The following is a 25,479-nucleotide window of genomic DNA, read 5'->3' as shown; positions in this document are numbered from 1 at the left end:
CACGTGCCCCGGGCCTCCCGTCTGTACGCTCGATCCCATGCCGATCCCGGAGACCGCCGTCGCGCACCCGACCCCGTTCGTGGAGATCCCGCGTGCCGAGTGGTCGCAGCTCGCACCCAAGGAGCACCTGTCGCTCACCGAGACCGAGATCGTGCAGCTGCGCGGACTCGGCGACCGGTTGGACATGCAGGAGGTGCAGGAGGTCTACCTGCCCCTGTCCCGCCTGCTCACGCTCTACGCGGCCGGCGCACGGAACCTGCACGCCGAGACGAGCCGGTTCCTGGGTGAGCGCGCCGGACGCACGCCGTTCGTCATCGGCGTCGCGGGTTCCGTCGCCGTCGGCAAGTCCACCGTCGCCCGTCTGCTGCGGGAGCTGACGAAGCGCTGGCCGGACACCCCTCGCGTGGAGCTCGTGACGACCGACGGCTTCCTGTACCCGAACGCCGAGCTGGAGCGCCGCGGGATCATGGACCGCAAGGGCTTCCCGGAGTCGTACGACCGCCGCTCCCTGCTGCGCTTCGTGAGCCAGGTGAAGAGCGGGGCAACCGAGGTCCGGGCACCGTACTACTCGCACCTGGTCTACGACATCGTGCCTGATGCCGAGATCGTCGTCCGGCAGCCCGACGTGCTCATCGTCGAGGGTCTCAACGTGCTGGCGCCCCCGGTGCACGGGCGGCTCGCGCTGTCCGACCTGTTCGACTTCACGATCTACGTGGACGCGAAGACCAAGGACATCGAGTCCTGGTACGTCGACCGGTTCCTCGCCCTGCAGGAAGAGGCGTTCTCGAGCCCCGACTCGTTCTTCCACCGGTTCGCCTCGCTCTCGCGTGAGGACGCGGTGCGGACGGCGACCGAGGTCTGGCGGGCGATCAACGAGCCGAACCTGCTCGAGAACGTGCTGCCCACGCGCTCCCGCGCCACCCTGGTGCTGAAGAAGGGCGCGAACCACAAGGTGAACTCGGTCCTGCTCCGCAAGATCTGAACGGGAGCGGGCAGCAAAACACCGGTGTTCGCGAGCTGAACCGCGTCCTGCGCGTGTTCAACCGGCGAACACCGGTGTCTTGCGGAGGGGAACCCTACGCGGCGTCGAGCGCCAGGCGGTCCTGCACGACGGCGGCGAGCTCCTCGGCGATGCGCTGGGCGTCGTCCTGCGACGCAGCCTCGACCATGACCCGCACGACCGGCTCGGTGCCGGAGGGTCGGAGCAGCACGCGACCGGTGTCGCCGAGTGCCACGGACGCCGCAGTCACGGCGTCCTGCACGCCCTGGTCGGCGAGCCCGTGACGGTCGACGCCACGGACGTTGAGCAGCACCTGCGGGAACACCGTCATGCACGAGGCGAGCTCCTGCAGGGTCTTGCCCGTCCGCGCCATCTCGGCGACCAGGTGGAGCCCGGTGAGGATGCCGTCGCCCGTGGTGGCGAACTCGTTGAAGATGATGTGGCCGGACTGCTCGCCACCGATGGAGTAGTCGCCCTCGGTCATCTTCTCGAGCACGTAGCGGTCGCCCACACCGGCCTCGATCACGGTGATGCCCGCGTCGGCCATGGCCCGCTTGAGCCCGAGGTTCGACATGACCGTCGCGACGAGGGTGTCGTCCTTCAGGCGTCCGCGCTCCTGCAGCGACAACGCCAGGATCGCCATGATCTGGTCGCCGTCGATCGCGTTGCCCGCGGCGTCGACCGCCAGGCAACGGTCCGCGTCGCCGTCGTGCGCGATGCCGACGTCCGCGCCGGCTTCGAGCACGGCGCGCGACAGGTTGTCGATGTGGGTCGACCCGACGCCGTCGTTGATGTTCCAACCGTCGGGGTCGGCACCGATGAGCGTCACGCGGGCACCCGCGTTGACGAAGACCTCGGGTGAGACGCCAGCGGCGGCACCGTTGGCGCAGTCGAGCACGACGTGGATGCCGTCGAGCCGGTGCGGCAGCGTGCCGAGCAGGTGGACGACGTAGCGGTCCTCGGCGTCGGCGAACCGCGAGATGCGCCCGACGTCGATGCCGGTGGGGGTCGGTGCGGAGTGGTCGTGCATGGCCGCTTCGATGCGGTCCTCGACCTCGTCCGGCAGCTTGCGACCACCCGTGGCGAAGAACTTGATCCCGTTGTCGGGAGCGGGGTTGTGCGACGCGGAGATCATCACGCCGAAGTCGGCGTCGATGTCCGCGACGAGGAACGCCGCAGCGGGCGTGGGGATGACCCCGGCGTCGAGCACGTCGACGCCGGCCGAGGCGAGCCCGGCCGCGACGGCGGCACCGAGGAACTCGCCGGAGACGCGCGGGTCACGCGCGAGGACCGCGCGCGGGCGCGGTCGACCCGACGCCCGGCGGGCGTCGGCATGGTGTCCGTGTGTGAGGACGGCCGCGCTCGCCTGGGCAAGACCCAGTGCGAGCGCGGCCGTCAGCTCGCCGTTGGCGAGACCACGAACCCCGTCGGTACCGAACAGACGCGGCATGGCGATCTTCAGCCGGTGACGACTAGCGCTTCGAGAACTGCGACGCCTTGCGGGCCTTCTTGAGACCGGCCTTCTTGCGCTCGATGACGCGGGCGTCACGGGTGAGGAAGCCGGCCTTCTTGAGGGCCGCGCGGTTGTTCTCGCGGTCGATCTCGTTCAGGGTGCGGGCGATGGCGAGGCGGAGCGCGCCGGCCTGACCCGAGGGGCCGCCACCGGTGATGCGGGCGACGACGTCGTACGAGCCGAGGAGCTCGAGCACCTTGAACGGGTCGTTGATGAGCTGCTGGTGCAGCTTGTTCGGGAAGTAGTCCTCGAGCGTGCGACCGTTCACGACGAACGTGCCGGAGCCCGGAACGAGGCGAACGCGCGCGATGGCCTCCTTGCGGCGCCCGACGGCACCGCCGGAGACGTTGAGGATCTGACGGGGAGCAGCCTCGGCAGCGGCGGGTGCGCTCTCCGTGGTGAAGCTCTCCGGGGTCTGGTCGAGGGAATCAGCGATCTGAGCCATGAGTTTCTCTATGTCCTTGAAGTCGTCGTGGCCGGAACTACTGTGCGACCTGGTCGAAGATGTACGCCTTGGGCTGCTGCGCGGCGTGCGGGTGCTCCGCGCCGGCGTAGACCTTCAGCTTCTTGAGCTGCTCGCGGCCGAGGGTGTTCTTCGGCAGCATGCCGCGGATCGCCTTCTCGACGGCGCGGGTGGGGTGCTTCTCGAGCATCTCCGGGTAGGAGGTCGCCGTCAGGCCGCCCGGGTACCCCGAGTGACGGTAGTAGACCTTCTTCGCGAGCTTCGAACCGGTCAGTGCGACCTTGTCGGCGTTCACGATGATGACGTAGTCACCCATGTCCATGTGCTGGGCGAAGGTGGCCTTGTGCTTGCCGCGCAGGAGCGCCGCGGCGTGGGTGGCGAGACGGCCGAGGACGACGTCGGTGGCGTCGATGACGATCCAGTCGTGCTGGACGTCTGCCGGCTTCGGTGAGAACGTGCGAGTCACAGGAGTGCTGCTTTCGTGTCGAGGTGAGGAGTCCGTGAATCCCACTCCGGTCGGGAGTTCCGCGGGCAGAAGCACGGGGAACACCTCGGTTGGAGGGCTCATCTGACTGTCCGCGCGCGGGGCGCACAGACCAAGGTGAGAGCCTAGCCGACGCGGGGTGCGTCGGTCAAACGCGGCCACCCGCGGCCCGGAGGCGCGGGGCGGCCCCGCACCGCGCCTCCCGTCCGCCGCGCGGTCGCGCCCACCGCGCATGGGTGAGCAGAAGACGTCGGGTCCGCACCGCGAACCCGACGTCTTCTGCACACTCATCGCCCCGACGTGGGGCGTGGGGACTACTCCGCCGCCGCAGCCCGACGGCGGCGACGCACGATCAGCACACCCGCACCCGCCGCGAGCAACAGGAACGCCACCAGCGCACCGGCACCGACCCCGGAAGCGCCCGTGAACGCGAGCTGCCCGTCCGCGGTGATCGTGATCGGGGTCCACCCGATCAGCGTGCCGTCCGCAGCCGTCACCGCCAACCGGTGCGCACCAGCGGAGGTGTCCGCCGGGATCGTGACGCGCACCGTGCCGTCAGCGCCGACCGTCACCGTTCCGATCAGCGTCGGGGTCGAGTACAACCACACGTCCACGACGTCACCCGCGTACTGCGTGCCCACCGTCACCGTGATGGTCTCCCCCGCACGAGCCGACGACGGCGCCGAGACGCTCCCGCGGTTCGCGTCGGTGAGACCGGTCTCCGACGGGGCCACCGGCGGCACCGCCCCGGGAGCCGACGGGGTCGGAGCGGGGGTCGGCTTCGAGGGCGTCGGGCTCGGCACCGGGGTCGGGTCGGTCCCGGGCTCGGTGCCCGGGTCCGTGCCCGGGGCGTCCAGGTCGAAGCCGACCAGGATCGGGTCGTGGTCGCTCGCCCGGTACACGTCGTCGGTGTACAGGTTCGTCGCGTTGTAGTTGTAGCGGCTGTACTCCAGGCCCACCGACTCGACCGAGTTGATGTTCCAGATGTCCACGCCCGTGACCGTCTCGAGTGCGGCCTTCGAGGCGAACACGTGGTCGAGCGAACCGCTCAGGCCGGAGAACACGTAGGAGTACTCGGTGCTGTCCCGAGCCGGGCCGAGGTCGGTGTAGCCGGCGTCGTCGAGGACGACCACCGGGTCCTCCTTGCTGTAGGCGTTGAAGTCGCCGAGCATGAACACCTTGTCGGTGCCGTACTGGTCCTGCATGGCGCTGGAGAAGGTCACGAGGGCCTTCGCCTGGGCCACGCGGGACGCGTTCGACGCTCCCTGCCCGTCACCCTGGTCGGCGTTCTCACCGGTGCCGGAGCCCTTGGACTTGAAGTGGTTCGCGATCACCAGGAAGTCGTCGTCCGCGGTGCCACCGACCGGGCGGAACGCGTCCGCGACGGGCTGGCGGGCGTTCGTGAACGCGTCGTCGAGCAGGATCGTGGACTCGCCGACGGGCTCGACGCGGGCCTTCTTGTAGATGAGTGCGAGGCGGATGACGTCCTCGCTCGCGGGCACGACGGCCGGGGACTTCGCGTACGCCCAGGTGTCCTGGCCGGTGGCGGCGTTGAGTGCGTCGACCAGGGTGGCCACGGCGGCGTCGCGGTCCTGGCCGAAGCGGGCCGAGTTCTCGATCTCCTCGAGCGAGACGACGTCGGCGTCCAGCCCGTTGATGGCCTTGACGATCTTGACCTGCTGGCGCAGGAAGTCCTCCTGCTCAGCGGCGCCGCGGGCGTCGCAACCGGAGTTCACCGTGACGGGGTCGCCGGCACGGTCGGTGTAGTACTTGCAGCCGGTGAGCTCGTCGCCCGTGGTCGGGAAGTAGTTGAGCACGTTGAAGCCGGCGAGCTTCAGGTCACCGCCGACGTCCTGCGGTGCCGGCTGGCGCACCTTCGAGAACGACGCCGGCAGGTCGGCCGCCGGGGTCGCACCGGTGATCGGCGCGGTCGGCTGGAACTTCCACCCGTTGTTGCGGTAGTCGAGGACGACCGGCTCGGTGAAGGTGGCGGCGGCCCCGACGGTGACCGGGCCCTGGGTGAGCCACGACACCGGGATGCCCTGGTTCGCCTGGGTGAGGAAGTTCGTGCTCGCGCCGTCGTCGAGCGTGACCTTGCGCGCGGCGTTGTCGGCCTCGACGGCCTTCGCCTCGGCGCTGCCGGGGCGACCGACCTCGGTCGGCTGGACCAGACGCTTCGTCCCACTGGCGAGCACGACCTCGCCGTACTGGTTCGTCGTGTAGTTGTCGGCGACGGTGTACGCGCCCTGGGGAGCGACGAGCATGCTCTCGAGCGACTCCCGCTGGGCGTCGGACGACAGGAACGCGACCGCGGCGGGCTGCGGTGCCGCGACGGTGTCGTCGAGCTGCTGCAGCGACGAGGCACCGGACACCGTGAGCTCGGTCAGGCCGAAGTACTCGGACACGGCGCCGGTGACGCGGACGTGGTCGCCCCGCTGCACCAGTCCGGCGGTGGCGGACGAGAACACGAACACGGCGTCGGACGCGGTGTGGGCGCCGAGGTCGATCGCGCCGCCGGTGCCGGCGGTCTGGATCGTGTAGCCGTCGAAGCCACCGGTGCCGTACACCGCGGTGACGACGCCGTCGGTCGTGACGTTCTTGCCGGCGTACGGCGAGGTGTCCGTCGTGCCCTGCAGCTGGGCGATGGTCACCGTCTCGGCGGGGGTGCCGGGCGTGGGGGTCCCGCCGTCGCCCGGGTGGGTCGGGTCCGTGGGTTCGGTCGGCGCCGTCGTCTCGCCCGCGGCGTTCCGCGGGGTGAGCGTCGTCGTCACCGAGAAGTCCGCGCCGTTGACGTCGGTGTCCGTGGTGCCCTGGCGGACCAGGCCGTTCGGCACCGAGTTGTCCCCGGTCACGGTGCGGACGGTCGACTCGAACGTGTTCGAGGCGCCGTAGCCGAGCAGGTCGACGACGCCGTCGGTGCCTGCGGCGACGGGTCCGGCGGCGAGCGCCAGCGGTGCGGTGGCGTCGGAGAGCACGAGGGTGCCCGTGGTGCCCGACGGGGTGAGCGACGCGGTGTCGTCGGCGGCGGGCAGGTCCTCGCCGGCCGCGGTGGCCCCGCCGTTGCCCGCCATCGACACCAGGAAGGTGCCCTTCGCCGGCACGGTGCCCGCGAGCGCGCTGGCCGAGAAGGTGCCGGTGCCCGTCGCGGAGCGGTACTGCAGCGACCACCCGTCGAGCGACACCGGGGCGTCGGTCGGGTTGCCGATCTCGACGAACTTCTGGTTGTAGGAGGCGCCCTTGCTGCCCGCCTTCAGGTAGGCCTCCTCGATGACGAGGCCGGTCCCCTCGGGGTTCGCTGACGCTGCGGTGACGGTGACGAGTGGTGCCGCGAGGAGCGTCGCGGCCGCCGTGGCGCACAGCAGAGTGCGCCCGAGGGTGTTGGCCATGCCCGCACGCTACCGACCTGCGGGGACATTCAGGTTGCGCTGAGGTGAATGATTGCGTTCGGCAACATCAGCGATGCGGCGGCATCAGCCGATCGGCAGCCAGGTCCCGCCCACGCGCCGCACGGCTGGTCCGTGTCCGGGCAGTACCAGTGCCGGGAACGGCAGCGCCCGCGCCGACTCGAGCGCGCGGTCCTGGTCGGCGGTGAAGAACGGCGTGATCATCCGCGGCCGCGGGGCCCACGACCCGGGCTGGGTGTCGTGGCGACTGACGACCGCGTCGCCCGTCACGATCGCGTCGGCTGCGGGCAGCAGGTACGCCGTCGAACCGTCGGTGTGCCCGACGGCCGGGAACGGCGCGATCGCGCGTCCCGCGAAGTGCGCGCCCGTGAACGCACGCGCCGACGGCACGGTGGTGGGCCGCAGGGCGTCCGACCGGATCGCCCGTGCCAACCAGGCGAGGACGCGTGGGCTGGCGAGCCGACCGCCGATCTCCGCCGGGGTGACCTGCTGCCGCTCCGGCCCGCGGACGTTGTCGAGCTCGTCGGCGTGCGCGAGCACCTCGACGTGCGGGTACCGCTCCAGGATCCCGGGGATGCCGCCGACGTGGTCGACGTGTCCGTGCGTGACGTAGACGCGTCGGAGGTCGGCGGGGTCGTGTCCGGCGGCGCGCACGGTGTCGAGCACCAGGTCCGTGTCGGCCGGGTACCCCGCGTCGATGAGCGCGACGCCGTCCTCCTCCGCCAGCACCACCCAGTTCGACACCGGGCCCTCGACGAAGACGACTCCGGGGGCGACGGACACGACGGAACGGGGTTCGCGCGGGCTCATCCCTCGACGGTACCGTCCGCCGAGCGTCGGGCCCGGGTCTGCTCCGCCCGCTCCGCGAGCGCAGCGTCCGCCGGGTAGCCCACCTCGGTCAGGGTCAGTCCCTTCGCGGGCGCCGTCTTGAACGCGCTGGTGCGTTCCTCGGCGACGCGCAGTTCCTCGAGGCGGTCCGGGCCGAAGCGGCCCTCGCCGACGGCGATGGTCGCGCCGACCATGGCCCGCACCATCGAGTGGCAGAAGGCGTCGGCCTGGAGGCGCGCCACCAGCACGCCGTCCGGCTCGCGGTCCCAGCGGAACTGCTGCAACGTCCGGATGGTGGTCGCCCCCTCGCGCGGCTTGCAGAACGTCGCGAAGTCGTGCAGCCCGAGCAGCGTCAGCGCACCGCGCTCCATCGCTGCCGGATCGAGCCGCGCCGCGTGCCAGAGCGTGTGCCCCCGCCGACGTGGATCGCGCGGGGCGTCGGCGTCCGCGATCCGGTACTCGTACCGGCGCCAGAGTGGCGAGAACCGGGCGTCGAACCCGGCGGGCGCCACCGAGGCCCCGGTGACGACGACGTCCCCCTCGGGTGCCGCGATGCCGTTCACCCGCTTGCGCAACCCGTCGAGGGGTGAGCGGCCCGACCCACGCTTCCCGGTGAGTGCTGCCCACTGCTCTGCCGACAGGTCCAGGTGCGCGACCTGCCCGGTGGCGTGCACGCCTGCATCGGTGCGTCCGGCGACGGTGAGCAGCGGCGGTTCGCCCCAGCGGGTGAAGACGGTGGCGAGGGCGGCTTCGAGGGCACCCTGCACGGTCCGGAGCCCGGGCTGCCGTGCCCACCCGGAGAACGCAGCCCCGTCGTAGGCGATGTCGAGCCGCAGCCGCACGTCGGCGGTGCTGTCGGAATCCTGCAACCCGGCCGTCTCGTCCACGTGACCACCGTAGCGGGGGTGGTCCGTGCCTCCCGGCCGGTGCCCCGTCCACCGGGTCGTGGCTGCCTGCACCCGTTCAGCCGCGCGGCCGACCGAACGCTGACGGGCCCGTGCGGGTGTCGAGGTCGTCGGTGGCGCGTCGCTCGGACTCGACGATCCCGCGCAGGGCGACGAGCGCGGCCGACGTGACGGCGACGTGGGAGGGGTTCTCGCGCGAGGCGTCGAGCGCTTGCTCGAGGTCGGCGATCGCCGCCTCGGCCTGGTCCTCCGGGGAGTCGCCGCGGATCGTGCTGGCGATCTTCCGGAGCGCCTCGGCGATGGGCGTGGCGAAGGCGGGGTCCGGCCGCCCGACGCCCTCGGAAACCGGGCCGGAGCGCGCCACGAGCTCGGTGAGGTCCGTCGTGTACCAGGCGACCCGTTCCAGCGCGCGGAAGCGTCCACCGTCCTTCTGGAGCCGTGCGCGGGATCCGCGCAGGGCACCGCGGGGGTTGAGCCGTCGGCTCTCGTGCGCGATCGCCACGCGCGACCGCACGTCGGCGATGGCGCGGTCCAGGCGGTCCTGCTGGTGGTCCCACGCCTTCTCGTCGCGCTTGCCCTCCTCGAGCACGGCAGCCAGGCCGTCGAGGTGATCGGCGAGCACGCCGTTCACCGCGTCGATGCGGTGTTCGGCGTCCCAGAAGTGCAGCGGCGGGAACACCAGGAAGTTGACGAGCAGCCCGACGACCACGCCCACGGCCATCTGCACCAGGTACCCGAGCGAGTAGCCCTCGGCGTGCGCACCGCCGACGAGCAGCACGAAGAGCGCCGCGGTGGACACCCACGAGCTGCCCTCGCCCAGCACGCGGAACCCACCGACGAGCACACCGACGCCGACCGCCAGGGCGATCGCCAGGAAACCGGGGTCCCCGACCCACATCGTGAACCCGGCGATCAGGATGCCGAGCGCGATCCCGACCAGGGTCTGCACGCCGCTCCGGATGCCCGCGAACACCGTGGTCTGCATCGCGACGACGGCACCGAGCGGTGCGTAGTAGGGGTACTCGGCCGCGACGCCCGGCATGTGCTGCGCCACGAACCAGGCGATCACCGCGGCGGCAGCGGCCTTGCCGGCGTGCAGCAGGCGCGGCTGCGTGCCCGAGGTCCGGCTCCACCGCCAGACCCGTGTCCCCAGACCCGCTACGTGCTGGAACGCCATGACTTCCCTCCGTCGCACCCGGCCGGTGACGTTACGCGGAGCAGTCGGTGAGCACGACCAGCCTCGGGCACGACGAAGCCCCCGCGACCTGGGTCGCGGGGGCTTCGTCGTGGTGGTGCAGCGCGCCAGAGGCGCACCGGACTACTTGGTGTCGGCGTCGTCCGACTTCTCGGCGGCGTCGGCCTCGACCTCGGCAGCTGCCTCGGTCTCGGACTCGGTCTCGACCGGGGCGGACTCCTCGGTGGTCTCGGTCTCCTCGACCGGGGCCTCCTCGGTGGTCTCGTCGGCGGCCGGGGCGGCAGCAGCGGCCGGAGCCGAGTTGCGCTTGACCGGAGCGGGCGTGCTCGAGACGGGCTCGAGGACGAGCTCGATCGACGCCAGCGGGGCGTTGTCGCCCTTGCGGAAGCCGAGCTTCGTGATGCGGGTGTAACCACCCTGGCGGTCCTCGACCTGGGGGGCGATCTCGGTGAACAGCGTGTGCACGACGGACTTGTCGCGCAGGATGCTGATCACACGACGACGCGCGTGCAGGTCGCCGCGCTTCGCGAACGTGATGAGACGCTCCGCGACCGGACGGAGGCGCTTGGCCTTCGTCTCGGTGGTCGTGATGCGACCGTGCGTGAAGAGGGCGTTGGCGAGGTTGCTCAGGAGCAGGCGCTCGTGGGCGGGACCGCCACCGAGGCGGGGGCCCTTGGTGGGCTTCGGCATGTCAGTTCTCCAGTGGTGAAAGTGGTGCGCGCGGTGTCAGCGCGCTTGCGCGTGAGCGCGAGGTCAGTTGTTGGACTCGTCCTCGTCGTACCCGCTGTAGAAGTGGGCGCCGTCGAATCCGGGGACGGTGTCCTTGAGGGACAGGCCGAGCTCGGTGAGCTTGTCCTTGACCTCGTCCACCGACTTCTGACCGAAGTTGCGGATGTTCATGAGCTGCGTCTCCGACAGGGCGACGAGCTCGGACACCGTGTTGATGCCCTCCCGCTTCAGGCAGTTGTAGCTGCGGACCGACAGGTCGAGGTCCTCGATCGGGGTCTGCAGTTCGTTCGAGAGCACGGCGTCGACCGGCGCGGGGCCGATCTCGATGCCCTCGGCCGCCGTGTTGAGCTCGCGAGCGAGCCCGAACAGCTCGACCAGCGTGCGACCGGCCGACGCGATGGCGTCGCGCGGCGTGATGGCCGGCTTCGCTTCGACGTCGACGACCAGGCGGTCGAAGTCCGTGCGCTCACCGGCACGCGTCGCCTCGACGCGGTAGGTGACCTTGAGGACGGGCGAGTAGATCGAGTCGATCGGGATCTGACCGGCTTCGCTGAACTCGGAACGGTTCTGCGTCGCCGAGACGTAGCCACGGCCACGCTCGATCGTCAGCTCGAGCTCGAAGCGCGCGGTGTCGTTCAGGGTCGCGATGACGAGTTCCGGGTTGTGGATCTCGACGCCGGCCGGAGCGGAGATGTCCGCTGCGGTGACCTGACCGGCACCCTGCTTGCGCAGGTACGCCGTGATGGGCTCGTCGTGCTCGCTGGAGACGACCAGGCTCTTGATGTTGAGGATGATCTCGGTGACGTCTTCCTTGACACCGGGAACGGTGCTGAACTCGTGGAGGACGCCGTCGATGCGGATGCTGGTGACAGCCGCGCCGGGGATCGAGGAGAGGAGCGTGCGGCGCAGCGAGTTGCCGAGGGTGTACCCGAAGCCGGGCTCGAGCGGCTCGATGACGAAGCGCGAGCGGTGCTCGGAGATCGGCTCCTCGGTCAGGGTGGGGCGCTGTGCAATGAGCACTGTGGGATTCCTTTCGGCGAAGTGTCCGCTATATGACACTTGGCGGTACGACGGGGCCGCATGGGCCCCGACGGGTCTGTTGAGTTGTGATCACGCGCACACACGTGCGCGATCGAACGACCAGGAATGGCCGCGGGCCCTGCCCGCCCTCGCCGGAACGGATCCGGTCAGGGGACGAGCAGGGCGCGGCCGGTTGCTCCTCGCGTCAGACGCGGCGGCGCTTGGGCGGGCGGCACCCGTTGTGCGCCTGCGGCGTGACGTCGTTGATCGAGCCGACCTCGAGGCCAGCGGCCTGGAGGGAACGGATCGCGGTCTCGCGACCCGAACCCGGGCCCTTCACGAAGACGTCGACCTTCTTGACGCCGTGCTCCTGCGCCTGACGCGCAGCGGACTCGGCAGCGAGCTGCGCCGCGAACGGCGTCGACTTGCGCGAACCCTTGAAGCCCACGGCACCCGAGGACGCCCAGCTGAGGACGGCACCCGACGGGTCGGTGATGCTGACGATCGTGTTGTTGAACGTGCTCTTGATGTGGGCCTGGCCCACAGCGACGTTCTTCTTCTCCTTGCGGCGCGGCTTGCGCGCGGCAGTCTTGGGGGTAGCCATCGGGGTCTCCTATCGAGCCTTCTTCTTGCCTGCCACGGTGCGCTTCGGTCCCTTGCGGGTACGAGCGTTGGTCTTGGTGCGCTGACCGCGCACCGGGAGACCACGACGGTGGCGGAGACCCTCGTAGCTGCCGATCTCGACCTTGCGTCGGATGTCGGCGGCGACCTCACGGCGGAGGTCACCCTCGACCTTGAAGTTGCCCTCGATGAAGTCACGGAGGGCGACGAGCTGGTCGTCGGTCAGGTCCTTGACGCGGATGTCACCGGAGATACCGGTCTCCGTCAGTGCCTGGACGGCGCGGGTACGGCCGACGCCGTAGATGTACGTGAGTGCGATCTCCACGCGCTTCTCGCGCGGGATGTCGACGCCTGCTAGACGTGCCATGTGATGGCTGCTCCTGTTGTCGATGGAGGTGTGGCGCAGTACCGGTGCTCGGGCCTCCGCCCCGAGGTGTCCCCCGGCCGTCGTGCGGTCGGGTTCTGGTACTGCGTTGTCGATCTTCAGTTGTGGGTCGTGCTCGAGCAGCCTGGTGTCCGAGGGACACCGTCGGCGCCGGTCACGCGCCCGGGACTAGCCCTGGCGCTGCTTGTGACGCGGGTTGCTCTTGCAGATCACCATGACGCGGCCCTTGCGGCGAATCACACGGCAGTGTTCGCAGATGGGCTTGACGCTGGGGTTGACCTTCATGGTTCTTTCCTCGTGCTCGCTGGCTTCGTGCTCGGCAGGATTGCCGTGCCGTTCCTTTCCAGCTCGCGGATCACTTGTAGCGGTAGACGATCCGGCCGCGGGTCAGGTCGTACGGGCTCAGCTCCACGATCACGCGGTCCTCGGGGAGGATGCGGATGTAGTGCTGGCGCATCTTCCCGGAGATGTGCGCGAGGACCTTGTGTCCGTTCGTCAGCTCAACGCGGAACATCGCGTTGGGCAGAGCTTCGAGCACCGAGCCTTCGATCTCGATGACGCCGTCTTTCTTGGCCATAGCCTCACTGTCGCTTGGTTGTGGAACAGGTGTGATCCCCGAACCGGTCTGCGGGTCGGTCGCCACACCCGAGAGGGCATGACACACCAAAGATCGATCTTATGTGGTAAACCCGCAATTGCCAAGTGGGGGCGCGGAACACCCCACGTCTGGGGCTTCCGGAGCAGTGTCTGAGCGTTCCACAGTGGTTTGACGGCGCGCTCCGGGCGCGCTCATGCGTGCGAACCGTAGTTTTGCTCCGCAGCCACGTCCGCCGCACCAGCAGCCAACGCGACGGACCACCGAACGGAGAACACGTGCCCGACGCCACACGACGCCCCTTCGCCAGTCACGGCAAGCAGGCCCGTCGCCGGGGTTGGGGCACGCTCGTCACCGTCGTGGCGTCCGCCGTCGCCGTCCTGCTCGTCAGCGGCACGAGCGTCGCCGCGATCGCCGGCGCACAGCTGTCCTCCGCTCCCCGGACCGTCGCGCTCAGCACCGACGACCAGAGCACCGCGAAGACCGCCGACATCTCGGCGATCAAGGGCGGGGCGAACATCCTGCTCATCGGCAGCGACACCCGTGTCGGCCAGTTCGACTCCGACGAGGACGTCGAGGGCGCTCGCAACGACGTCACGATGCTCATCCACATCTCGGCCGACCACCAGCAGCTCACCGCGGTCAGCTTCCCCCGTGACCTGATGGTCCCGATCCCGGCGTGCACGAACCCCGCGACCGGCACGACCTACCCCGCCGCGACGTCGGCGATGTTCAACACCGCACTCGGCAACGGCGGTGTCTCCTGCGTCGTGGACACGGTCGAGAACCTGACCGGCCTGAGCATCCCCTACGCCGGCCTGATCACCTTCGACGGTGTCATCGAGATGTCGAACGCCCTGGGCGGCGTCGACGTCTGCGTCGCCCAGCCGATCGACGACACGTTCACCGGCCTGCACCTGACGAAGGGCTCGCACTCGCTCCAGGGCACGGACGCCCTGGCCTTCCTGCGCAGTCGCCACGGTGTCGGGGACGGCAGCGACCTGGCCCGGATCAGCTCGCAGCAGGTGTTCCTCTCGGCGCTGCTCCGCAAGGTCACCTCGGACGGCACCCTCTCGAACCCCATCACGCTCTACAAGCTGGCCGGCGCCGCGCTGTCCAACATGACGCTCTCCGACGGGCTGGCGCAGACCGGGACACTGGTCAAGCTCGCCGCCGCCCTGCGTGGGATGAGCACGGCCAACATGCTCTTCGTGCAGTACCCCGTCGTCGACGACCCCGCCGACAACGCGCGCGTGGTCGTCGACCAGGAGACCGCGCACACGCTCAACGTGGCGCTGCAGAACGACGTCCGGTCCTCGCTGAGCGACTCGAGCACCGGCCGGGCGTCCGAGGAGTCGACGTCGAGCGGCGGATCGTCGGGCACGACCGGGTCGTCGGGGTCGTCGGGATCGTCGGGATCGTCGGGAACGTCGACTGGCGGTTCGTCTCCTGCCGGTACCCCCGCACCCTCGTCGAGCGCAACGGCCACCCGGACGCCGGCCGCGTCGGCGACACCGCTGCCCTCGTCGATCACCGGGCAGAGCGCCTCGGAGCAGACCTGCTCCGTCGGCAACTGACGGCTGCCGCCGTCGGTCGCCCACCCGCACGGTCCGCCTGACGCGCCCTGAGCGCGCGCCGCACACACGGGGACCCGGCGGGGCGGACCCGGGCCGCGCCTCCAGGTCGTCAGGCCATCAGGCCCAGCCCTGGAGGCCCGCCCTACGGGATCGGGACGGGCGTCACGCCCAGCGGGGCCAGGCCCCGTGCGCCGCCGTCGGCGGCGGTGAGCACCCAGATGCCGGACGCGTGCACCGCGACGCTGTGCTCCCAGTGGGCGGCGTCCTTGCCGTCCAGCGTGCGGACCGTCCAGTCGTCGTCGTCCGTCGAGCTGTCGATCGACCCGGCCGTGACCATGGGCTCGATGGCGACCACCAGGCCGGGCTTGACGGCCGGACCGGCGCCACGGACGCGGTAGTTGAAGACGGGTGGTTCCTCGTGCATCGACCGGCCGATGCCGTGGCCGGTGTAGTCCTCGACGATGCCCCACGAACCGGTCTCGTCGATCGCGTCCTCGACCGCCGAGCCGACCTCGTGCAGGTTCTTGGCGCTGGCCAGTGCTGCGATGCCGTGCCAGAGCGACCGCTCCGTCGTGTCGCAGAGCGCCTGCCGAGCCACCGTGACCGTCTCGTCGCCACCGGGGACGACGGTCGTGAAGGCGCTGTCGCCGTTCCAACCGTCGACCTCGGCACCGGCGTCGACCGACACGATGTCACCGGGCGCGAGCACGCGGTCGCCGGGGATCCCGTGCACGATCTCGTCGTTCACCGAGACGCACAAGGTGTGGCGGTAGCCGGGGACGAGCTGGAAGTTCGGGATGCCGCCGCCGTCGCGGATCGTGCGCTCCGCGATCACGTCGAGCGCACCGGTGGTGACGCCGGGACGGATCGCTGCACGGACGGCGTCCAGCGCCTCAGCCGTCAGCAGCCCCGGGCGGACCATCGCCCGGAGCTCGTCCGGGGTCTTGTAGATCGAGGGCTTCCGGAACCGCACCACGCTGGTCAGACGGCCGCGGCGAGCCCGCGACCCGACAGTGCGGTCTGGATCCGGTCGCCGACCTCGTCGATGCCGCCGAGGCCGTCGACGTCGACCACCAGGCCACGCTCGCCGTACGCCGCCACGATGGGCGCCGTCTGCTCGGCGTAGACCTGCTGACGACGACGGATCGTCTCCTCGTTGTCGTCGCTGCGGCCCTGGTCCTCAGCACGCTTCAGCAGGCGACCGACGAGCTCGTCCTGGTCCGCGACGAGCTGCACGACGGCGTCGATCCCGGTGCCCTGCTCAGCGAGCAGTGCGTCGAGGTACTCGACCTGGCCGACAGTCCGGGGGTAGCCGTCGAGCAGGAACCCGTTCTCGGCGTCCGGCTCCTGCAGACGGGACTTGACGAGCTCGTTCGTGAGCGAGTCCGGCACGTAGTCGCCGGCGTCCATGATCGCCTTCGCCTGGACGCCGAGGGGCGTGCCCTCTGCCACGTTCTTGCGGAAGATGTCCCCGGTCGAGATGGCGGGGATCCCGAAGGACTCGGCGATGCGGCCGGCCTGGGTGCCCTTCCCGGCTCCGGGAGGTCCGACGATGATGAGACGTGCGCTCAACGGAGAAGCCCTTCGTAGTGACGCTGCTGCAGCTGGGAGTCGATCTGCTTCACGGTCTCGAGACCGACACCCACGATGATGAGGATGCTCGCGCCACCGAACGGGAAGTTCTGGTTCGCGCCGAACAGCGCCAGTGCTGCCAGCGGGATGAGCGCGATGAGACCGAGGTAGAGCGAGCCGGGCAGCGTCACCCGGGTGAGGACGTAGTCGAGGTACTCGGCGGTCGGACGCCCGGCACGGATGCCGGGGATGAACCCGCCGTACTTCTTCATGTTGTCGGCGACCTCTTCGGGGTTGAAGGTGATCGCCACGTAGAAGTACGTGAACCCGACGATGAGCAGGAAGTACAGGACCATGTAGAACCAGTTGTCACCCGAGGTCAGGTTGTTCTGGACCCACGTCACCCACGCGGCCGGCTCGGAGCCGTCGGAGGGCTGGTTGAACTGCGCGACCAGGGCCGGCAGGTACAGCAGCGACGAGGCGAAGATGACGGGCACGACGCCGGCCATGTTCACCTTGATCGGGATGTACGTGTTGTTGCCGCCGTACGTCCGCCGCCCGACCATGCGCTTGGCGTACTGCACGGGGATCCGGCGCTGTGACTGCTCCACGAACACGACGGCCATCATGATCACGAGTCCGACGAGGATCACGAACAGGAAGAGTTCGAAGGACTGCGACTGCTCGATCGCCCAGAGCGCCGACGGGAACTGCGCCGCGATCGACGTGAAGATCAGGAGCGACATGCCGTTGCCGATGCCGCGCTCGGTGACGAGCTCGCCCATCCACATGATGATGCCGGTGCCGGCGGTCAGCGTGACGACCATCAGCATGATGGCGTACCAGCTGTCGTTCGAGATGATCGACGTGCAGGAGGCGGAGGCGTTGGTGCCGAACAGGGCGCCGGAACGAGCGACCGTGATCAGGGTCGTGGACTGCAGGACGCCCAGCGCGATCGTGAGGTACCGCGTGTACTGCGTCAGCTTCGCCTGGCCCGACTGGCCCTCCTTGTAGAGGGTGTCGAAGTGCGGGATGACCACGCGCAGCAGCTGCACGATGATCGACGACGTGATGTACGGCATGATGCCGAGCGCGAAGACCGAGAGCTTCAGCAGCGCGCCGCCGGAGAAGAGGTTGATCAGGTCGTAGAGGCCGCCGGAGGACGACGCGCTGGCGAGACAGCTCTGCACAGCGGTGTAGTCGACGAACGGTGCCGGGATGTACGACCCGAGACGGAACAGCGCGATGATCGCGAGGGTGAAGCCGATCTTCTTGCGAAGATCAGGGGTGCGCATGATGCGCGCGACCGCTCTGAACACGATGACTCCGAACTTGTGGGACCGGGGCCGTCGATCGCGGCCGGACCGGTTTCGGTCGGCAGGGCCGACCCGGCTGGCGGATGCCGGCCACTGTCAAGGAAACCGTAACGGCGGCCCGTGCGCAAACGCACGGGCCGCCGACGGGGGTTACTGGGAGACGGTGCCGCCAGCAGCCACGATCTTCTCGGCGGCGGACGCCGAGACCTTGTCGACCGCGACCGTGATCTTCACGGTGATGTCACCCTGACCGAGAACCTTGACCTTCTCGTTCTTGCGGACGGCGCCCTTGGCGACCAGGCCCGCAACGGTGACGTCGCCACCATCGGGGTAGAGCTCCGAGATCTTGTCCAGGTTCACGACCTGGTACTCGACCCGGAACGGGTTCTTGAACCCGCGGAGCTTCGGGGTGCGCATGTGCAGCGGCATCTGCCCACCCTCGAAGCCGACCCGGACCTGGTAACGGGCCTTCGTGCCCTTGGTACCACGCCCAGCGGTCTTGCCCTTCGAGCCCTCACCGCGACCCACACGGGTGCGGTCCTTCTTGGCGCCCTCTGCGGGACGGAGGTGGTGCAGCTTCAGCACCTGCACGCGCTCGTTCTTCTCGTCGCTCATGCGTCGACCTCCTCGACCTTCACGAGGTGCGCCACCGTCGCGATGTACCCGCGGTTCTGGGAGTTGTCCTCACGCTCGACCGAACGGCCGATGCGCTTGAGGCCCAGGCTGCGCAGGGTGTCGCGCTGGTACTGCTTCTCGCTGATAACGGACTTGATCTGCGTGATCTTCAGCATCGCCATCACGCACCTGCCTTCTCGGTCGCGGCACGCAGGGCTGCGGCCTCGGCCTGGAGCAGACGGGCCGGGACGACCCGCTCGACGTCGAGGCCACGACGGCTCGCGACGGCGCGGGGCTCCTCGAGCTGCTTCAGAGCCTCGACGGTCGCGTGCACGATGTTGATGGTGTTCGACGAGCCGAGCGACTTGCTCAGCACGTCGTGGATGCCGGCGCACTCGAGCACGGCGCGGACCGGACCACCGGCGATGACACCGGTACCGGGGCCTGCCGGACGCAGGAGGACGACGCCAGCGGCGGCTTCACCCTGCACCGGGTGCGGGATCGTGTTGCCGACGCGGGGGACGCGGAAGAAGTTCTTCTTCGCCTCTTCGACGCCCTTGGAGATCGCCGTGGGGACCTCCTTGGCCTTGCCGTAGCCGACGCCCACGAGGCCGTTGCCGTCGCCGACGACGACGAGCGCCGTGAAGCTGAAGCGACGACCACCCTTGACGACCTTCGACACGCGGTTGATGGTCACCACGCGCTCGAGGAACTGGCTGTCGCCACCGCGGTTGTTGCGGTCACGGCCCTGCTGACGGTCACGACCGCCACCACGACGGCCACGGTTGTCAGCGGAGTCGCGGTTGTTGGACGCGGAACCCGCGGCGGTCTCGACCGGACGCTCGGCGACGGCAGGTGCCTCCGCCTCCTTGCCGGTCTTGGCGCCCTCGGCAGGTGCCTCGGCGGTCGCATCGGTGGCCGTGGCCTCCGTGCTCGCCTCGGTGGCCTCCGTGGTCTCGACTGCCTCGGTCTCCGTGGCCTCGACGGCCTCGGTCTTGGCGTCTTCGTTGGTGTTCGCGTTGTCGCTCACAGGTTCAGCCCTCCTTCACGGGCACCATCGGCGATCGCGGCGACGCGACCGGCGTACTTGCTGCCACCGCGGTCGAAGACCACGGCCTCGACGCCAGCCGACTTCGCGCGCTCGGCGAGGAGCTCACCGACGCGACGGGCCTTGGCGGTCTTGTCGCCGTCGAACGAGCGGAGGTCTGCCTCCATCGTCGAGGCGCTGGCGAGGGTGTGACCCTTCGCGTCGTCGATGACCTGCACGAACACGTGACGCGACGAGCGGGTGACGGCGAGACGGGGACGAGCCTCGGTGCCGGTGATCTTCTTGCGGAGACGGTTGTGACGACGCGCCTTGGCGGCCGCCTTGCTCTTGCCTCGTGTCTTGAGGAGTCCCATGATCACTTACCTGACTTTCCGGCCTTGCGGCGCACGTTCTCGCCGGCGTAACGGACACCCTTGCCCTTGTAGGGCTCGGGCTTCCGGAGCTTCCGGATGTTCGCGGCGACCTCGCCGACAGCCTGCTTGTCGATACCGGCGACGGTGACCTTGTTGTTGCCCTCCACCGCGAAGCTGATGCCCGCCGGCGGCTCGACCGTGATCGAGTGGGAGTACCCGAGCGCGAACTCGAGGTTCGAGCCCTTGGCCGCGACACGGTAACCGGTGCCGACGACCTCGAGGCCCTTGGTGTAGCCCTGGGTCACGCCGATGATGTTGTTGGCGATGAGGGTCCGGGTCAGTCCGTGGAGCGAACGCGACTCGCGCTCGTCGTCCGGACGGGTGACGAGGACCTGGTTCTCCTCGACCTTGGCCTGGATGGGCTCCGCGATGACGAGCGCGAGCTCGCCCTTCGGGCCCTTGACCGCCACGTTCTGACCGTCAACGGAGACGGTGACGCCGGCGGGGATGTCGATGGGGAGACGTCCGATTCGTGACATTGTCGATCACCACACGTAGGCGAGGACTTCCCCACCCACGCCCTTCTGCTCGGCTTCGCGGTCGGTCAGGAGGCCGGAGGAGGTCGAGAGGATCGCCACACCGAGGCCACCGAGGACCTGGGGGATCTCCGTCGACTTCGCGTAGACCCGGAGGCCCGGCTTCGAGACGCGCTTGATGCCGGCGATCGAACGCTCGCGCTCGGGGCCGTACTTCAGGTCGATGGTGAGGGTCTGCCCGACTCGGGCGTCCTCCACCTTCCACTCGCTGATGTAGCCCTCACGCTTGAGGATGTCGGCGATGTTCTTCTTGAGCTTGGAGCTCGGGAGCGCGACTGCGTCGTGGTGCGCGGAGTTCGCGTTCCGCAATCTGGTCAGCATGTCTGCGACCGGATCGGTCATCGTCATGATGTTCGTCCATTTCTCGCCTGGTTTCGACACCCGTTCCACGAATGCCGACCTGAGCGATCGAGTGATCCCGGGGCGGTTCCCCGAGATCGGTGTGTTCGTGCGTGCGGGCCGGAGGACGTGAATCCTCCGGCCCGCACTGCTCGAAGTAGCTTAGACCGTCTGCTCGTTGGAGCGGAACGGGAAGCCGAGCTGCCGGAGCAGCGCGCGTCCCTCGTCGTCCGTCTTCGCGGTGGTCACGACAGTGATGTCGAAGCCGCGGACACGGTCGATGCGGTCCTGGTCGATCTCGTGGAACACGGACTGCTCCGTGAGACCGAACGTGTAGTTGCCGTTGCCGTCGAACTGCTTGTCGCTGAGACCGCGGAAGTCGCGGATGCGGGGCAGTGCGAGCGTGACCAGGCGGTCGAGGAACTCCCACGCGCGGTCACCACGGAGGGTGACGTGCGCGCCGATGGCCTGACCCTCGCGCAGCTTGAACTGTGCGATGGACTTGCGGGCGATGTTCACCTGGGGCTTCTGACCCGTGATCGCCGTGAGGTCCTTGATGGCCCCCTCGATGATCTTCGAGTCGCGAGCTGCCTCACCGACACCGGTGTTCACGACGACCTTGACCAGGCCGGGGACCTGGTTGACGTTCGCGTAACCGAACTGCTCGGTGAGGGCCGTCTTGATCTCGGCCAGGTACTTCTGCTTGAGGCGCGGCTGGATCTTGCCAGCGGGCGCAGCAGTCGTGTCAGTCATCAGAGCTTCTCACCAGACTTCTTCGCGTAGCGGACACGGACGGTCTTCTTGACGCCGTCCTTCTCCACCTCTTCGGTGCGGAAACCGACACGCGTCGGCTTCTTCGTCTTCGGGTCGACGAGCGCGACGTTCGAGACGTGGATCGAGGCTTCGTGCTGCTCGATGCCACCGGTCTTCGAACCACGCTGCGTCTGGCCGACGCGGACGTGCTTCGTGACGAAGTTCACGCCCTCGACGACGACGCGGTTCTTGTCCTTGAGGACCTCGATGACCTTGCCCTGCTTGCCACGGTCGCCGCCACGCTCCTGCGTCGCGCCCGTGATGACCTGGACGAGGTCACCCTTCTTGATGTTCGCCATGGCTTACAGCACCTCCGGCGCGAGCGAGATGATCTTCATGAACTTCTTGTCACGGAGCTCGCGACCGACCGGACCGAAGATGCGCGTACCGCGCGGGTCGCCGTCGGCCTTGAGGATCACTGCCGCGTTCTCGTCGAACTTGATGTAGGAGCCGTCCTGACGACGGGTCTCCTTCTTGGTGCGAACGATGACGGCCTTGACGACGTCACCCTTCTTCACGTTGCCGCCGGGGATGGCGTCCTTCACCGTGGCGACGATGACGTCACCGAGGCCGGCGTAGCGACGACCCGAGCCACCGAGCACGCGGATGGTCAAGATCTCCTTGGCACCCGTGTTGTCGGCGACCTTCAGGCGGGATTCCTGCTGAATCACTGCTGTCTCCTATTCCGAAGCAGGCCGAGGCCTACTTGGCCTTCTCGAGGATCTCGACCAGGCGCCAGCGCTTGGACGCGCTGAGGGGACGGGTCTCGCTGATCACGACGAGGTCGCCGACACCAGCGGTGCCGAGCTCGTCGTGGGCCTTCACCTTGGACGTACGACGGATGATCTTGCCGTAGAGCGCGTGCTTCACGCGGTCCTCGACCTCGACCACGATGGTCTTGTCCATCTTGTCGCTCGTCACGTAGCCGCGACGCGTCTTGCGGTAGCCGCGAGTGAGGGCGGCGGAGTTCTTCTCTTCGTTCGCCATTACTTCTCCTCGGCGGTCTCGGCCTCGGTCGACTCGGCCGGCTTGTCAGCCTTCTTCGTCGTCTTCTTGGCCTTGGGGGCGGTCTCGACGGGCGCGGGAGTGGCACGGATGCCGAGCTCGCGCTCGCGGAGGACGGTGTAGATGCGGGCGATGTCGCGCTTGACGGCACGGAGACGACCGTGGCTCTCCAGCTGGCCGGTGGCCGACTGGAAGCGGAGGTTGAAGAGCTCCTCCTTGGCCTTCTTCAGCTCGTCAGCGAGACGCTCGTTCTCGAACGTGTCGAGCTCCGTCGGACGGAGCTCCTTGGAACCGATCGCCATTATGCGTCGCCCTCCTCGCGCTTGATGATGCGTGCCTTGAGGGGCAGCTTGTGGATTGCACGAGTCAACGCCTCGCGGGCGATCTCCTCGCTGACGCCGGAGAGCTCGAAGAGCACCCGGCCCGGCTTCACGTTCGCGACCCACCACTCGGGCGAACCCTTACCGGAACCCATGCGGGTCTCGGCGGGCTTCTTGGTCAGCGGACGGTCCGGGTAGATGTTGATCCAGACCTTGCCACCACGCTTGATGTGACGCGTCATGGCGATACGAGCGGACTCGATCTGACGGTTGGTCACGTACGCCGGGGTGAGGGCCTGGATGCCGTAGTCGCCGAAGCTGACCTTGGTACCACCGGTTGCCTGACCCGAACGCTTCGGGTGGTGCTGCTTGCGGTGCTTGACTCGACGGGGAATAAGCATGATTACGCCTCAACTCCTGCGCCGGCCGGCGCGTCCTGCGGGGCCTGCTGCGGGCGACGGTCACCGCGGTCGCCGCCACGACGGTCGCCGCCACGGTCTCCACGCTCACCGCGCGGGCCGCCACGACGCTCGGGGCGCGACGAACGCTGGTTCGCCTGCTCGCGAGCGAGCTCCTTGTTCGTGATGTCGCCCTTGTAGATCCAGACCTTCACGCCGATGCGGCCGAACGTGGTCCGGGCCTCGTAGAAGCCGTAGTCGATGTTCGCGCGGAGCGTGTGCAGCGGCACACGGCCTTCGCGGTAGAACTCCGAACGCGACATCTCGGCGCCGCCGAGACGACCCGACACCTGGATGCGGACACCCTTGGCGCCGGCGCGCTGTGCACCCTGCAGGCCCTTGCGCATGGCGCGACGGAACGCGACACGAGCGGAGAGCTGCTCGGCGATGCCCTGCGCGACGAGCTGGGCCTCGGTCTCGGGGTTCTTGACCTCGAGGATGTTCAGCTGGATCTGCTTCTTGGTGAGCTTCTCGAGCTCACCGCGAACGCGCTCCGCCTCGGCGCCGCGGCGGCCGATGACGATGCCCGGACGAGCCGTGTGGATGTCCACGCGGACACGGTCACGGGTGCGCTCGAGCTCGATGCGTGCGACACCGGCGCGGTCGAGGGTCTTCTTCAGGTACTCGCGCACCTTGATGTCCTCGGCCACGTAGTCGGCGTAGCGCTGACCGGCCTTCTTGCTGTCGGTGAACCAGTGCGAGACGTGGTCCGTCGTGATCCCGAGACGGAAACCGTACGGGTTGACCTTCTGGCCCATTAGTTGCTCGCCTTCTTGCTCGTCGCGGCAGCCTCGACCTCGTCCGGCGTCGCGAGGACGACCGTGATGTGGCTGGTGCGCTTGTTGATGCGGAAGGCGCGGCCCTGGGCGCGCGGCTGGAACCGCTTCAGGGTCGTGCCCTCGTCGACGAAGACGCGGCTCACGTAGAGGTCGCGCTCGTCGAGGAAGCTGTTCGTCGAGTCCGCCTTGACCCGTGCGTTCGCGATCGCCGAGGCGACCAGCTTGTACACGGGCTCCGAAGCGCCCTGGGGGGCGAACTTCAGGATGGCGAGGGCCTCGTGGGCCTGCTTGCCGCGGATCAGCTCGATGACGCGACGGGCCTTCTGAGGCGTGACGCGGATGTGTCGCACGCGTGCGATCGACTCCACCATTTCGTTCCTCCTCTGCGTCGCCGCCTCAGCGGCGACGGCCCTTCTTGTCGTCCTTCACGTGACCACGGAAGGTGCGGGTCGGCGCGAACTCGCCGAGCTTGTGACCGACCATCGACTCGGTGACGAACACCGGGATGTGCTTGCGGCCGTCGTGGACGGCGATCGTGTGCCCGAGCATGTTCGGGACGATCATCGACCGACGCGACCACGTACGGATCACGTTCTTGGTGTTGGCCTCGTTCTGCGTGACGACCTTGCGGAGCAGGTGCTCGTCGACGAAGGGGCCCTTCTTCAGACTGCGTGGCATCTTCTGAACTCCTACTTGCGCTTCTTGCCGGCGTTACGGCGACGGACGATGAGCTTGTCGCTCGGCTTGTTCGGCTTGCGCGTACGGCCCTCGGACTGGCCCCAGGGGCTGACCGGGTGACGACCACCGGACGTCTTGCCCTCACCACCACCGTGCGGGTGGTCGACCGGGTTCATGGCGACACCACGAACGGTCGGGCGGACGCCCTTCCAGCGCATGCGGCCGGCCTTGCCCCAGTTGATGTTCGACTGCTCGGCGTTGCCGACCTCGCCGATCGTGGCGCGGCAGCGTGCGTCGACGTTGCGGACCTCGCCCGACGGCAGACGGAGCTGCGCGTAGGGGCCGTCCTTGGCGACGAGACGCACCGAGGCGCCGGCGGAGCGGGCCATTTTGGCGCCGCCACCGGGGCGGAGCTCGATGGCGTGCACGACGGTACCCACGGGGATGTTGCGCAGCGGCAGGTTGTTGCCGGGCTTGATGTCGGCGCCGGGGCCCTGCTCGACGACGTCGCCCTGCTTCAGCTTGTTCGGCGCAATGATGTACCGCTTCGTGCCGTCCACGTAGTGCAGGAGCGCGATGCGCGCAGTGCGGTTGGGGTCGTACTCGATGTGAGCGACCTTGGCGTCGACGCCGTCCTTGTCGGAGCGACGGAAGTCGATCACGCGGTACTGGCGCTTGTGGCCACCACCGATGTGACGCGTGGTGATACGGCCGGAGCTGTTGCGACCACCGGTCTTCGGCAGCGGACGAAGCAGTGACTTCTCCGGAGTCGAACGGGTGATCTCAGCGAAGTCGGCGACCGACGAGCCGCGACGACCGGGGGTCGTCGGCTTGTAGTTACGAATAGCCATGATTTATCCCTCTGGTC

Annotated in this window: 34 protein-coding genes; 2 read left to right on the top strand and 32 right to left on the bottom strand. The window is 68.9% G+C overall.

All coding sequences use genetic code 11. The annotated features are described in order from the left end of the window. The first annotated feature begins 37 nt into the window (after positions 1 to 37). Positions 38 to 982, top strand: a complete 945-nt coding sequence (coaA, locus tag BIU95_RS02265) for a type I pantothenate kinase (RefSeq protein WP_056072020.1) — start codon at positions 38 to 40, stop codon at positions 980 to 982. Between the two features lie 94 nt (positions 983 to 1,076). Here coaA and glmM read toward each other — a convergent pair whose 3' ends face one another. The 13 genes from glmM to infA form a co-directional block, all read right to left on the bottom strand. Next, positions 1,077 to 2,450 carry a phosphoglucosamine mutase gene (glmM, locus tag BIU95_RS02260; protein ID WP_017885498.1) on the bottom strand — a complete coding sequence of 458 codons (1,374 nt, stop codon included), beginning with the start codon at positions 2,448 to 2,450 and terminating at the stop codon, positions 1,077 to 1,079. A gap of 22 nt (positions 2,451 to 2,472) precedes the next feature. Beyond that, a complete protein-coding gene (gene rpsI / locus BIU95_RS02255) occupies positions 2,473 to 2,958 on the bottom strand; it encodes a 30S ribosomal protein S9 (protein WP_017885499.1) in 486 nt (161 codons plus the stop codon). Between the two features lie 37 nt (positions 2,959 to 2,995). Then, positions 2,996 to 3,442, bottom strand: coding sequence for a 50S ribosomal protein L13 (gene rplM / locus BIU95_RS02250; protein ID WP_017885500.1), 447 nt, complete (start codon positions 3,440 to 3,442; stop codon positions 2,996 to 2,998). Positions 3,443 to 3,774: 332 nt separating this feature from the next. Further along, complete coding sequence (locus BIU95_RS02245; RefSeq protein ID WP_071250152.1) at positions 3,775 to 6,846, bottom strand: ExeM/NucH family extracellular endonuclease; 3,072 nt, start codon at positions 6,844 to 6,846, stop codon at positions 3,775 to 3,777. A gap of 84 nt (positions 6,847 to 6,930) precedes the next feature. Continuing rightward, entirely contained in the window at positions 6,931 to 7,674 is a 744-nt protein-coding gene (locus BIU95_RS02240) for an MBL fold metallo-hydrolase (RefSeq protein WP_071250150.1), read from the bottom strand. Beyond that, a complete protein-coding gene (gene truA / locus BIU95_RS02235; RefSeq protein ID WP_175470701.1) occupies positions 7,671 to 8,579 on the bottom strand; it encodes a tRNA pseudouridine(38-40) synthase TruA in 909 nt (302 codons plus the stop codon). Before truA ends, BIU95_RS02240 begins: the two co-directional genes overlap by 4 nt. 76 nt (positions 8,580 to 8,655) lie before the next feature. After that, positions 8,656 to 9,774, bottom strand: coding sequence for an aromatic acid exporter family protein (locus BIU95_RS02230; RefSeq protein WP_056072035.1), 1,119 nt, complete (start codon positions 9,772 to 9,774; stop codon positions 8,656 to 8,658). Between the two features lie 141 nt (positions 9,775 to 9,915). Continuing rightward, entirely contained in the window at positions 9,916 to 10,482 is a 567-nt protein-coding gene (gene rplQ, locus BIU95_RS02225) for a 50S ribosomal protein L17 (protein ID WP_042537495.1), read from the bottom strand. Positions 10,483 to 10,545: 63 nt separating this feature from the next. Further along, a complete protein-coding gene (locus BIU95_RS02220) occupies positions 10,546 to 11,541 on the bottom strand; it encodes a DNA-directed RNA polymerase subunit alpha (protein WP_017885506.1) in 996 nt (331 codons plus the stop codon). Between the two features lie 205 nt (positions 11,542 to 11,746). After that, a complete protein-coding gene (gene rpsK / locus BIU95_RS02215) occupies positions 11,747 to 12,145 on the bottom strand; it encodes a 30S ribosomal protein S11 (protein WP_017885507.1) in 399 nt (132 codons plus the stop codon). 9 nt (positions 12,146 to 12,154) lie between these two features. Next, on the bottom strand, positions 12,155 to 12,529 hold the full coding sequence (gene rpsM / locus BIU95_RS02210; protein WP_017885508.1) for a 30S ribosomal protein S13: 375 nt from the start codon (positions 12,527 to 12,529) through the stop codon (positions 12,155 to 12,157). 186 nt (positions 12,530 to 12,715) lie between these two features. Continuing rightward, positions 12,716 to 12,832: a 50S ribosomal protein L36 gene (gene rpmJ / locus BIU95_RS17665; RefSeq protein ID WP_022903266.1), complete on the bottom strand. Its 117-nt coding sequence runs from the start codon at positions 12,830 to 12,832 to the stop codon at positions 12,716 to 12,718. A 70-nt stretch (positions 12,833 to 12,902) separates the two neighbouring features. Further along, positions 12,903 to 13,124, bottom strand: a complete 222-nt coding sequence (infA, locus tag BIU95_RS02205) for a translation initiation factor IF-1 (protein ID WP_017885509.1) — start codon at positions 13,122 to 13,124, stop codon at positions 12,903 to 12,905. A 296-nt stretch (positions 13,125 to 13,420) separates the two neighbouring features. On the opposite strand from infA, the gene BIU95_RS02200 reads away from it, so the two are divergent. Next, the gene (locus BIU95_RS02200; RefSeq protein WP_071250148.1) at positions 13,421 to 14,719 is read left to right on the top strand and encodes an LCP family protein; all 1,299 of its coding nucleotides are present in this window, start codon (positions 13,421 to 13,423) and stop codon (positions 14,717 to 14,719) included. 142 nt (positions 14,720 to 14,861) lie between these two features. Here the strand turns inward: BIU95_RS02200 and map are convergent, their stop codons facing one another. The 19 genes from map to rplB form a co-directional block, all read right to left on the bottom strand. Beyond that, the gene (map, locus tag BIU95_RS02195) at positions 14,862 to 15,692 is read right to left on the bottom strand and encodes a type I methionyl aminopeptidase (RefSeq protein ID WP_031259040.1); all 831 of its coding nucleotides are present in this window, start codon (positions 15,690 to 15,692) and stop codon (positions 14,862 to 14,864) included. 8 nt (positions 15,693 to 15,700) lie between these two features. Continuing rightward, the gene (locus BIU95_RS02190) at positions 15,701 to 16,291 is read right to left on the bottom strand and encodes an adenylate kinase (RefSeq protein ID WP_017885512.1); all 591 of its coding nucleotides are present in this window, start codon (positions 16,289 to 16,291) and stop codon (positions 15,701 to 15,703) included. After that, positions 16,288 to 17,610 carry a preprotein translocase subunit SecY gene (secY, locus tag BIU95_RS02185; protein WP_017885513.1) on the bottom strand — a complete coding sequence of 441 codons (1,323 nt, stop codon included), beginning with the start codon at positions 17,608 to 17,610 and terminating at the stop codon, positions 16,288 to 16,290. Before secY ends, BIU95_RS02190 begins: the two co-directional genes overlap by 4 nt. 147 nt (positions 17,611 to 17,757) lie before the next feature. Further along, positions 17,758 to 18,222: a 50S ribosomal protein L15 gene (rplO, locus tag BIU95_RS02180; protein WP_017885514.1), complete on the bottom strand. Its 465-nt coding sequence runs from the start codon at positions 18,220 to 18,222 to the stop codon at positions 17,758 to 17,760. Continuing rightward, a complete protein-coding gene (gene rpmD, locus BIU95_RS02175; protein ID WP_017885515.1) occupies positions 18,219 to 18,404 on the bottom strand; it encodes a 50S ribosomal protein L30 in 186 nt (61 codons plus the stop codon). Before rpmD ends, rplO begins: the two co-directional genes overlap by 4 nt. Further along, complete coding sequence (gene rpsE, locus BIU95_RS19020) at positions 18,404 to 19,252, bottom strand: 30S ribosomal protein S5 (protein ID WP_017885516.1); 849 nt, start codon at positions 19,250 to 19,252, stop codon at positions 18,404 to 18,406. Before rpsE ends, rpmD begins: the two co-directional genes overlap by 1 nt. Continuing rightward, complete coding sequence (rplR, locus tag BIU95_RS02165) at positions 19,249 to 19,623, bottom strand: 50S ribosomal protein L18 (RefSeq protein WP_031259041.1); 375 nt, start codon at positions 19,621 to 19,623, stop codon at positions 19,249 to 19,251. The genes rpsE and rplR overlap by 4 nt, the downstream gene beginning before the upstream one ends. Positions 19,624 to 19,625: 2 nt before the next feature. Beyond that, positions 19,626 to 20,162, bottom strand: coding sequence for a 50S ribosomal protein L6 (gene rplF, locus BIU95_RS02160; RefSeq protein ID WP_017885518.1), 537 nt, complete (start codon positions 20,160 to 20,162; stop codon positions 19,626 to 19,628). A gap of 6 nt (positions 20,163 to 20,168) precedes the next feature. Then, positions 20,169 to 20,567: a 30S ribosomal protein S8 gene (rpsH, locus tag BIU95_RS02155; protein ID WP_017885519.1), complete on the bottom strand. Its 399-nt coding sequence runs from the start codon at positions 20,565 to 20,567 to the stop codon at positions 20,169 to 20,171. A gap of 153 nt (positions 20,568 to 20,720) precedes the next feature. Continuing rightward, positions 20,721 to 21,311 (bottom strand): 50S ribosomal protein L5, encoded by a 591-nt coding sequence (gene rplE / locus BIU95_RS02150; protein ID WP_042537502.1) that lies wholly within the window; start codon positions 21,309 to 21,311, stop codon positions 20,721 to 20,723. Then, positions 21,311 to 21,670: a 50S ribosomal protein L24 gene (gene rplX / locus BIU95_RS02145; protein ID WP_017885522.1), complete on the bottom strand. Its 360-nt coding sequence runs from the start codon at positions 21,668 to 21,670 to the stop codon at positions 21,311 to 21,313. The genes rplE and rplX overlap by 1 nt, the downstream gene beginning before the upstream one ends. 3 nt (positions 21,671 to 21,673) lie before the next feature. After that, positions 21,674 to 22,042 (bottom strand): 50S ribosomal protein L14, encoded by a 369-nt coding sequence (gene rplN, locus BIU95_RS02140; RefSeq protein ID WP_017885523.1) that lies wholly within the window; start codon positions 22,040 to 22,042, stop codon positions 21,674 to 21,676. A gap of 31 nt (positions 22,043 to 22,073) precedes the next feature. Next, complete coding sequence (gene rpsQ, locus BIU95_RS02135; RefSeq protein WP_017885524.1) at positions 22,074 to 22,358, bottom strand: 30S ribosomal protein S17; 285 nt, start codon at positions 22,356 to 22,358, stop codon at positions 22,074 to 22,076. After that, entirely contained in the window at positions 22,358 to 22,678 is a 321-nt protein-coding gene (gene rpmC / locus BIU95_RS19150) for a 50S ribosomal protein L29 (protein ID WP_017885525.1), read from the bottom strand. The genes rpsQ and rpmC overlap by 1 nt, the downstream gene beginning before the upstream one ends. Next, complete coding sequence (rplP, locus tag BIU95_RS02125; RefSeq protein ID WP_017885526.1) at positions 22,678 to 23,097, bottom strand: 50S ribosomal protein L16; 420 nt, start codon at positions 23,095 to 23,097, stop codon at positions 22,678 to 22,680. Before rplP ends, rpmC begins: the two co-directional genes overlap by 1 nt. A gap of 2 nt (positions 23,098 to 23,099) precedes the next feature. Next, positions 23,100 to 23,912 carry a 30S ribosomal protein S3 gene (gene rpsC, locus BIU95_RS02120; RefSeq protein WP_017885527.1) on the bottom strand — a complete coding sequence of 271 codons (813 nt, stop codon included), beginning with the start codon at positions 23,910 to 23,912 and terminating at the stop codon, positions 23,100 to 23,102. After that, positions 23,912 to 24,304, bottom strand: coding sequence for a 50S ribosomal protein L22 (gene rplV, locus BIU95_RS02115; protein ID WP_017885528.1), 393 nt, complete (start codon positions 24,302 to 24,304; stop codon positions 23,912 to 23,914). Before rplV ends, rpsC begins: the two co-directional genes overlap by 1 nt. Before the next feature lie 25 nt (positions 24,305 to 24,329). Beyond that, entirely contained in the window at positions 24,330 to 24,611 is a 282-nt protein-coding gene (gene rpsS / locus BIU95_RS02110; RefSeq protein WP_017885529.1) for a 30S ribosomal protein S19, read from the bottom strand. An 11-nt stretch (positions 24,612 to 24,622) separates the two neighbouring features. Next, positions 24,623 to 25,462, bottom strand: coding sequence for a 50S ribosomal protein L2 (gene rplB / locus BIU95_RS02105; protein WP_017885530.1), 840 nt, complete (start codon positions 25,460 to 25,462; stop codon positions 24,623 to 24,625). Positions 25,463 to 25,479 lie beyond the last annotated feature (17 nt).

The organism is Curtobacterium sp. MCBA15_007 (genome assembly GCF_001864905.1).
Classification (GTDB): Bacteria; Actinomycetota; Actinomycetes; order Actinomycetales; family Microbacteriaceae; genus Curtobacterium; species Curtobacterium poinsettiae.
Note: the sequence above shows the minus strand (reverse complement) of the source record. Positions and strands in the feature narration are given on the sequence as shown.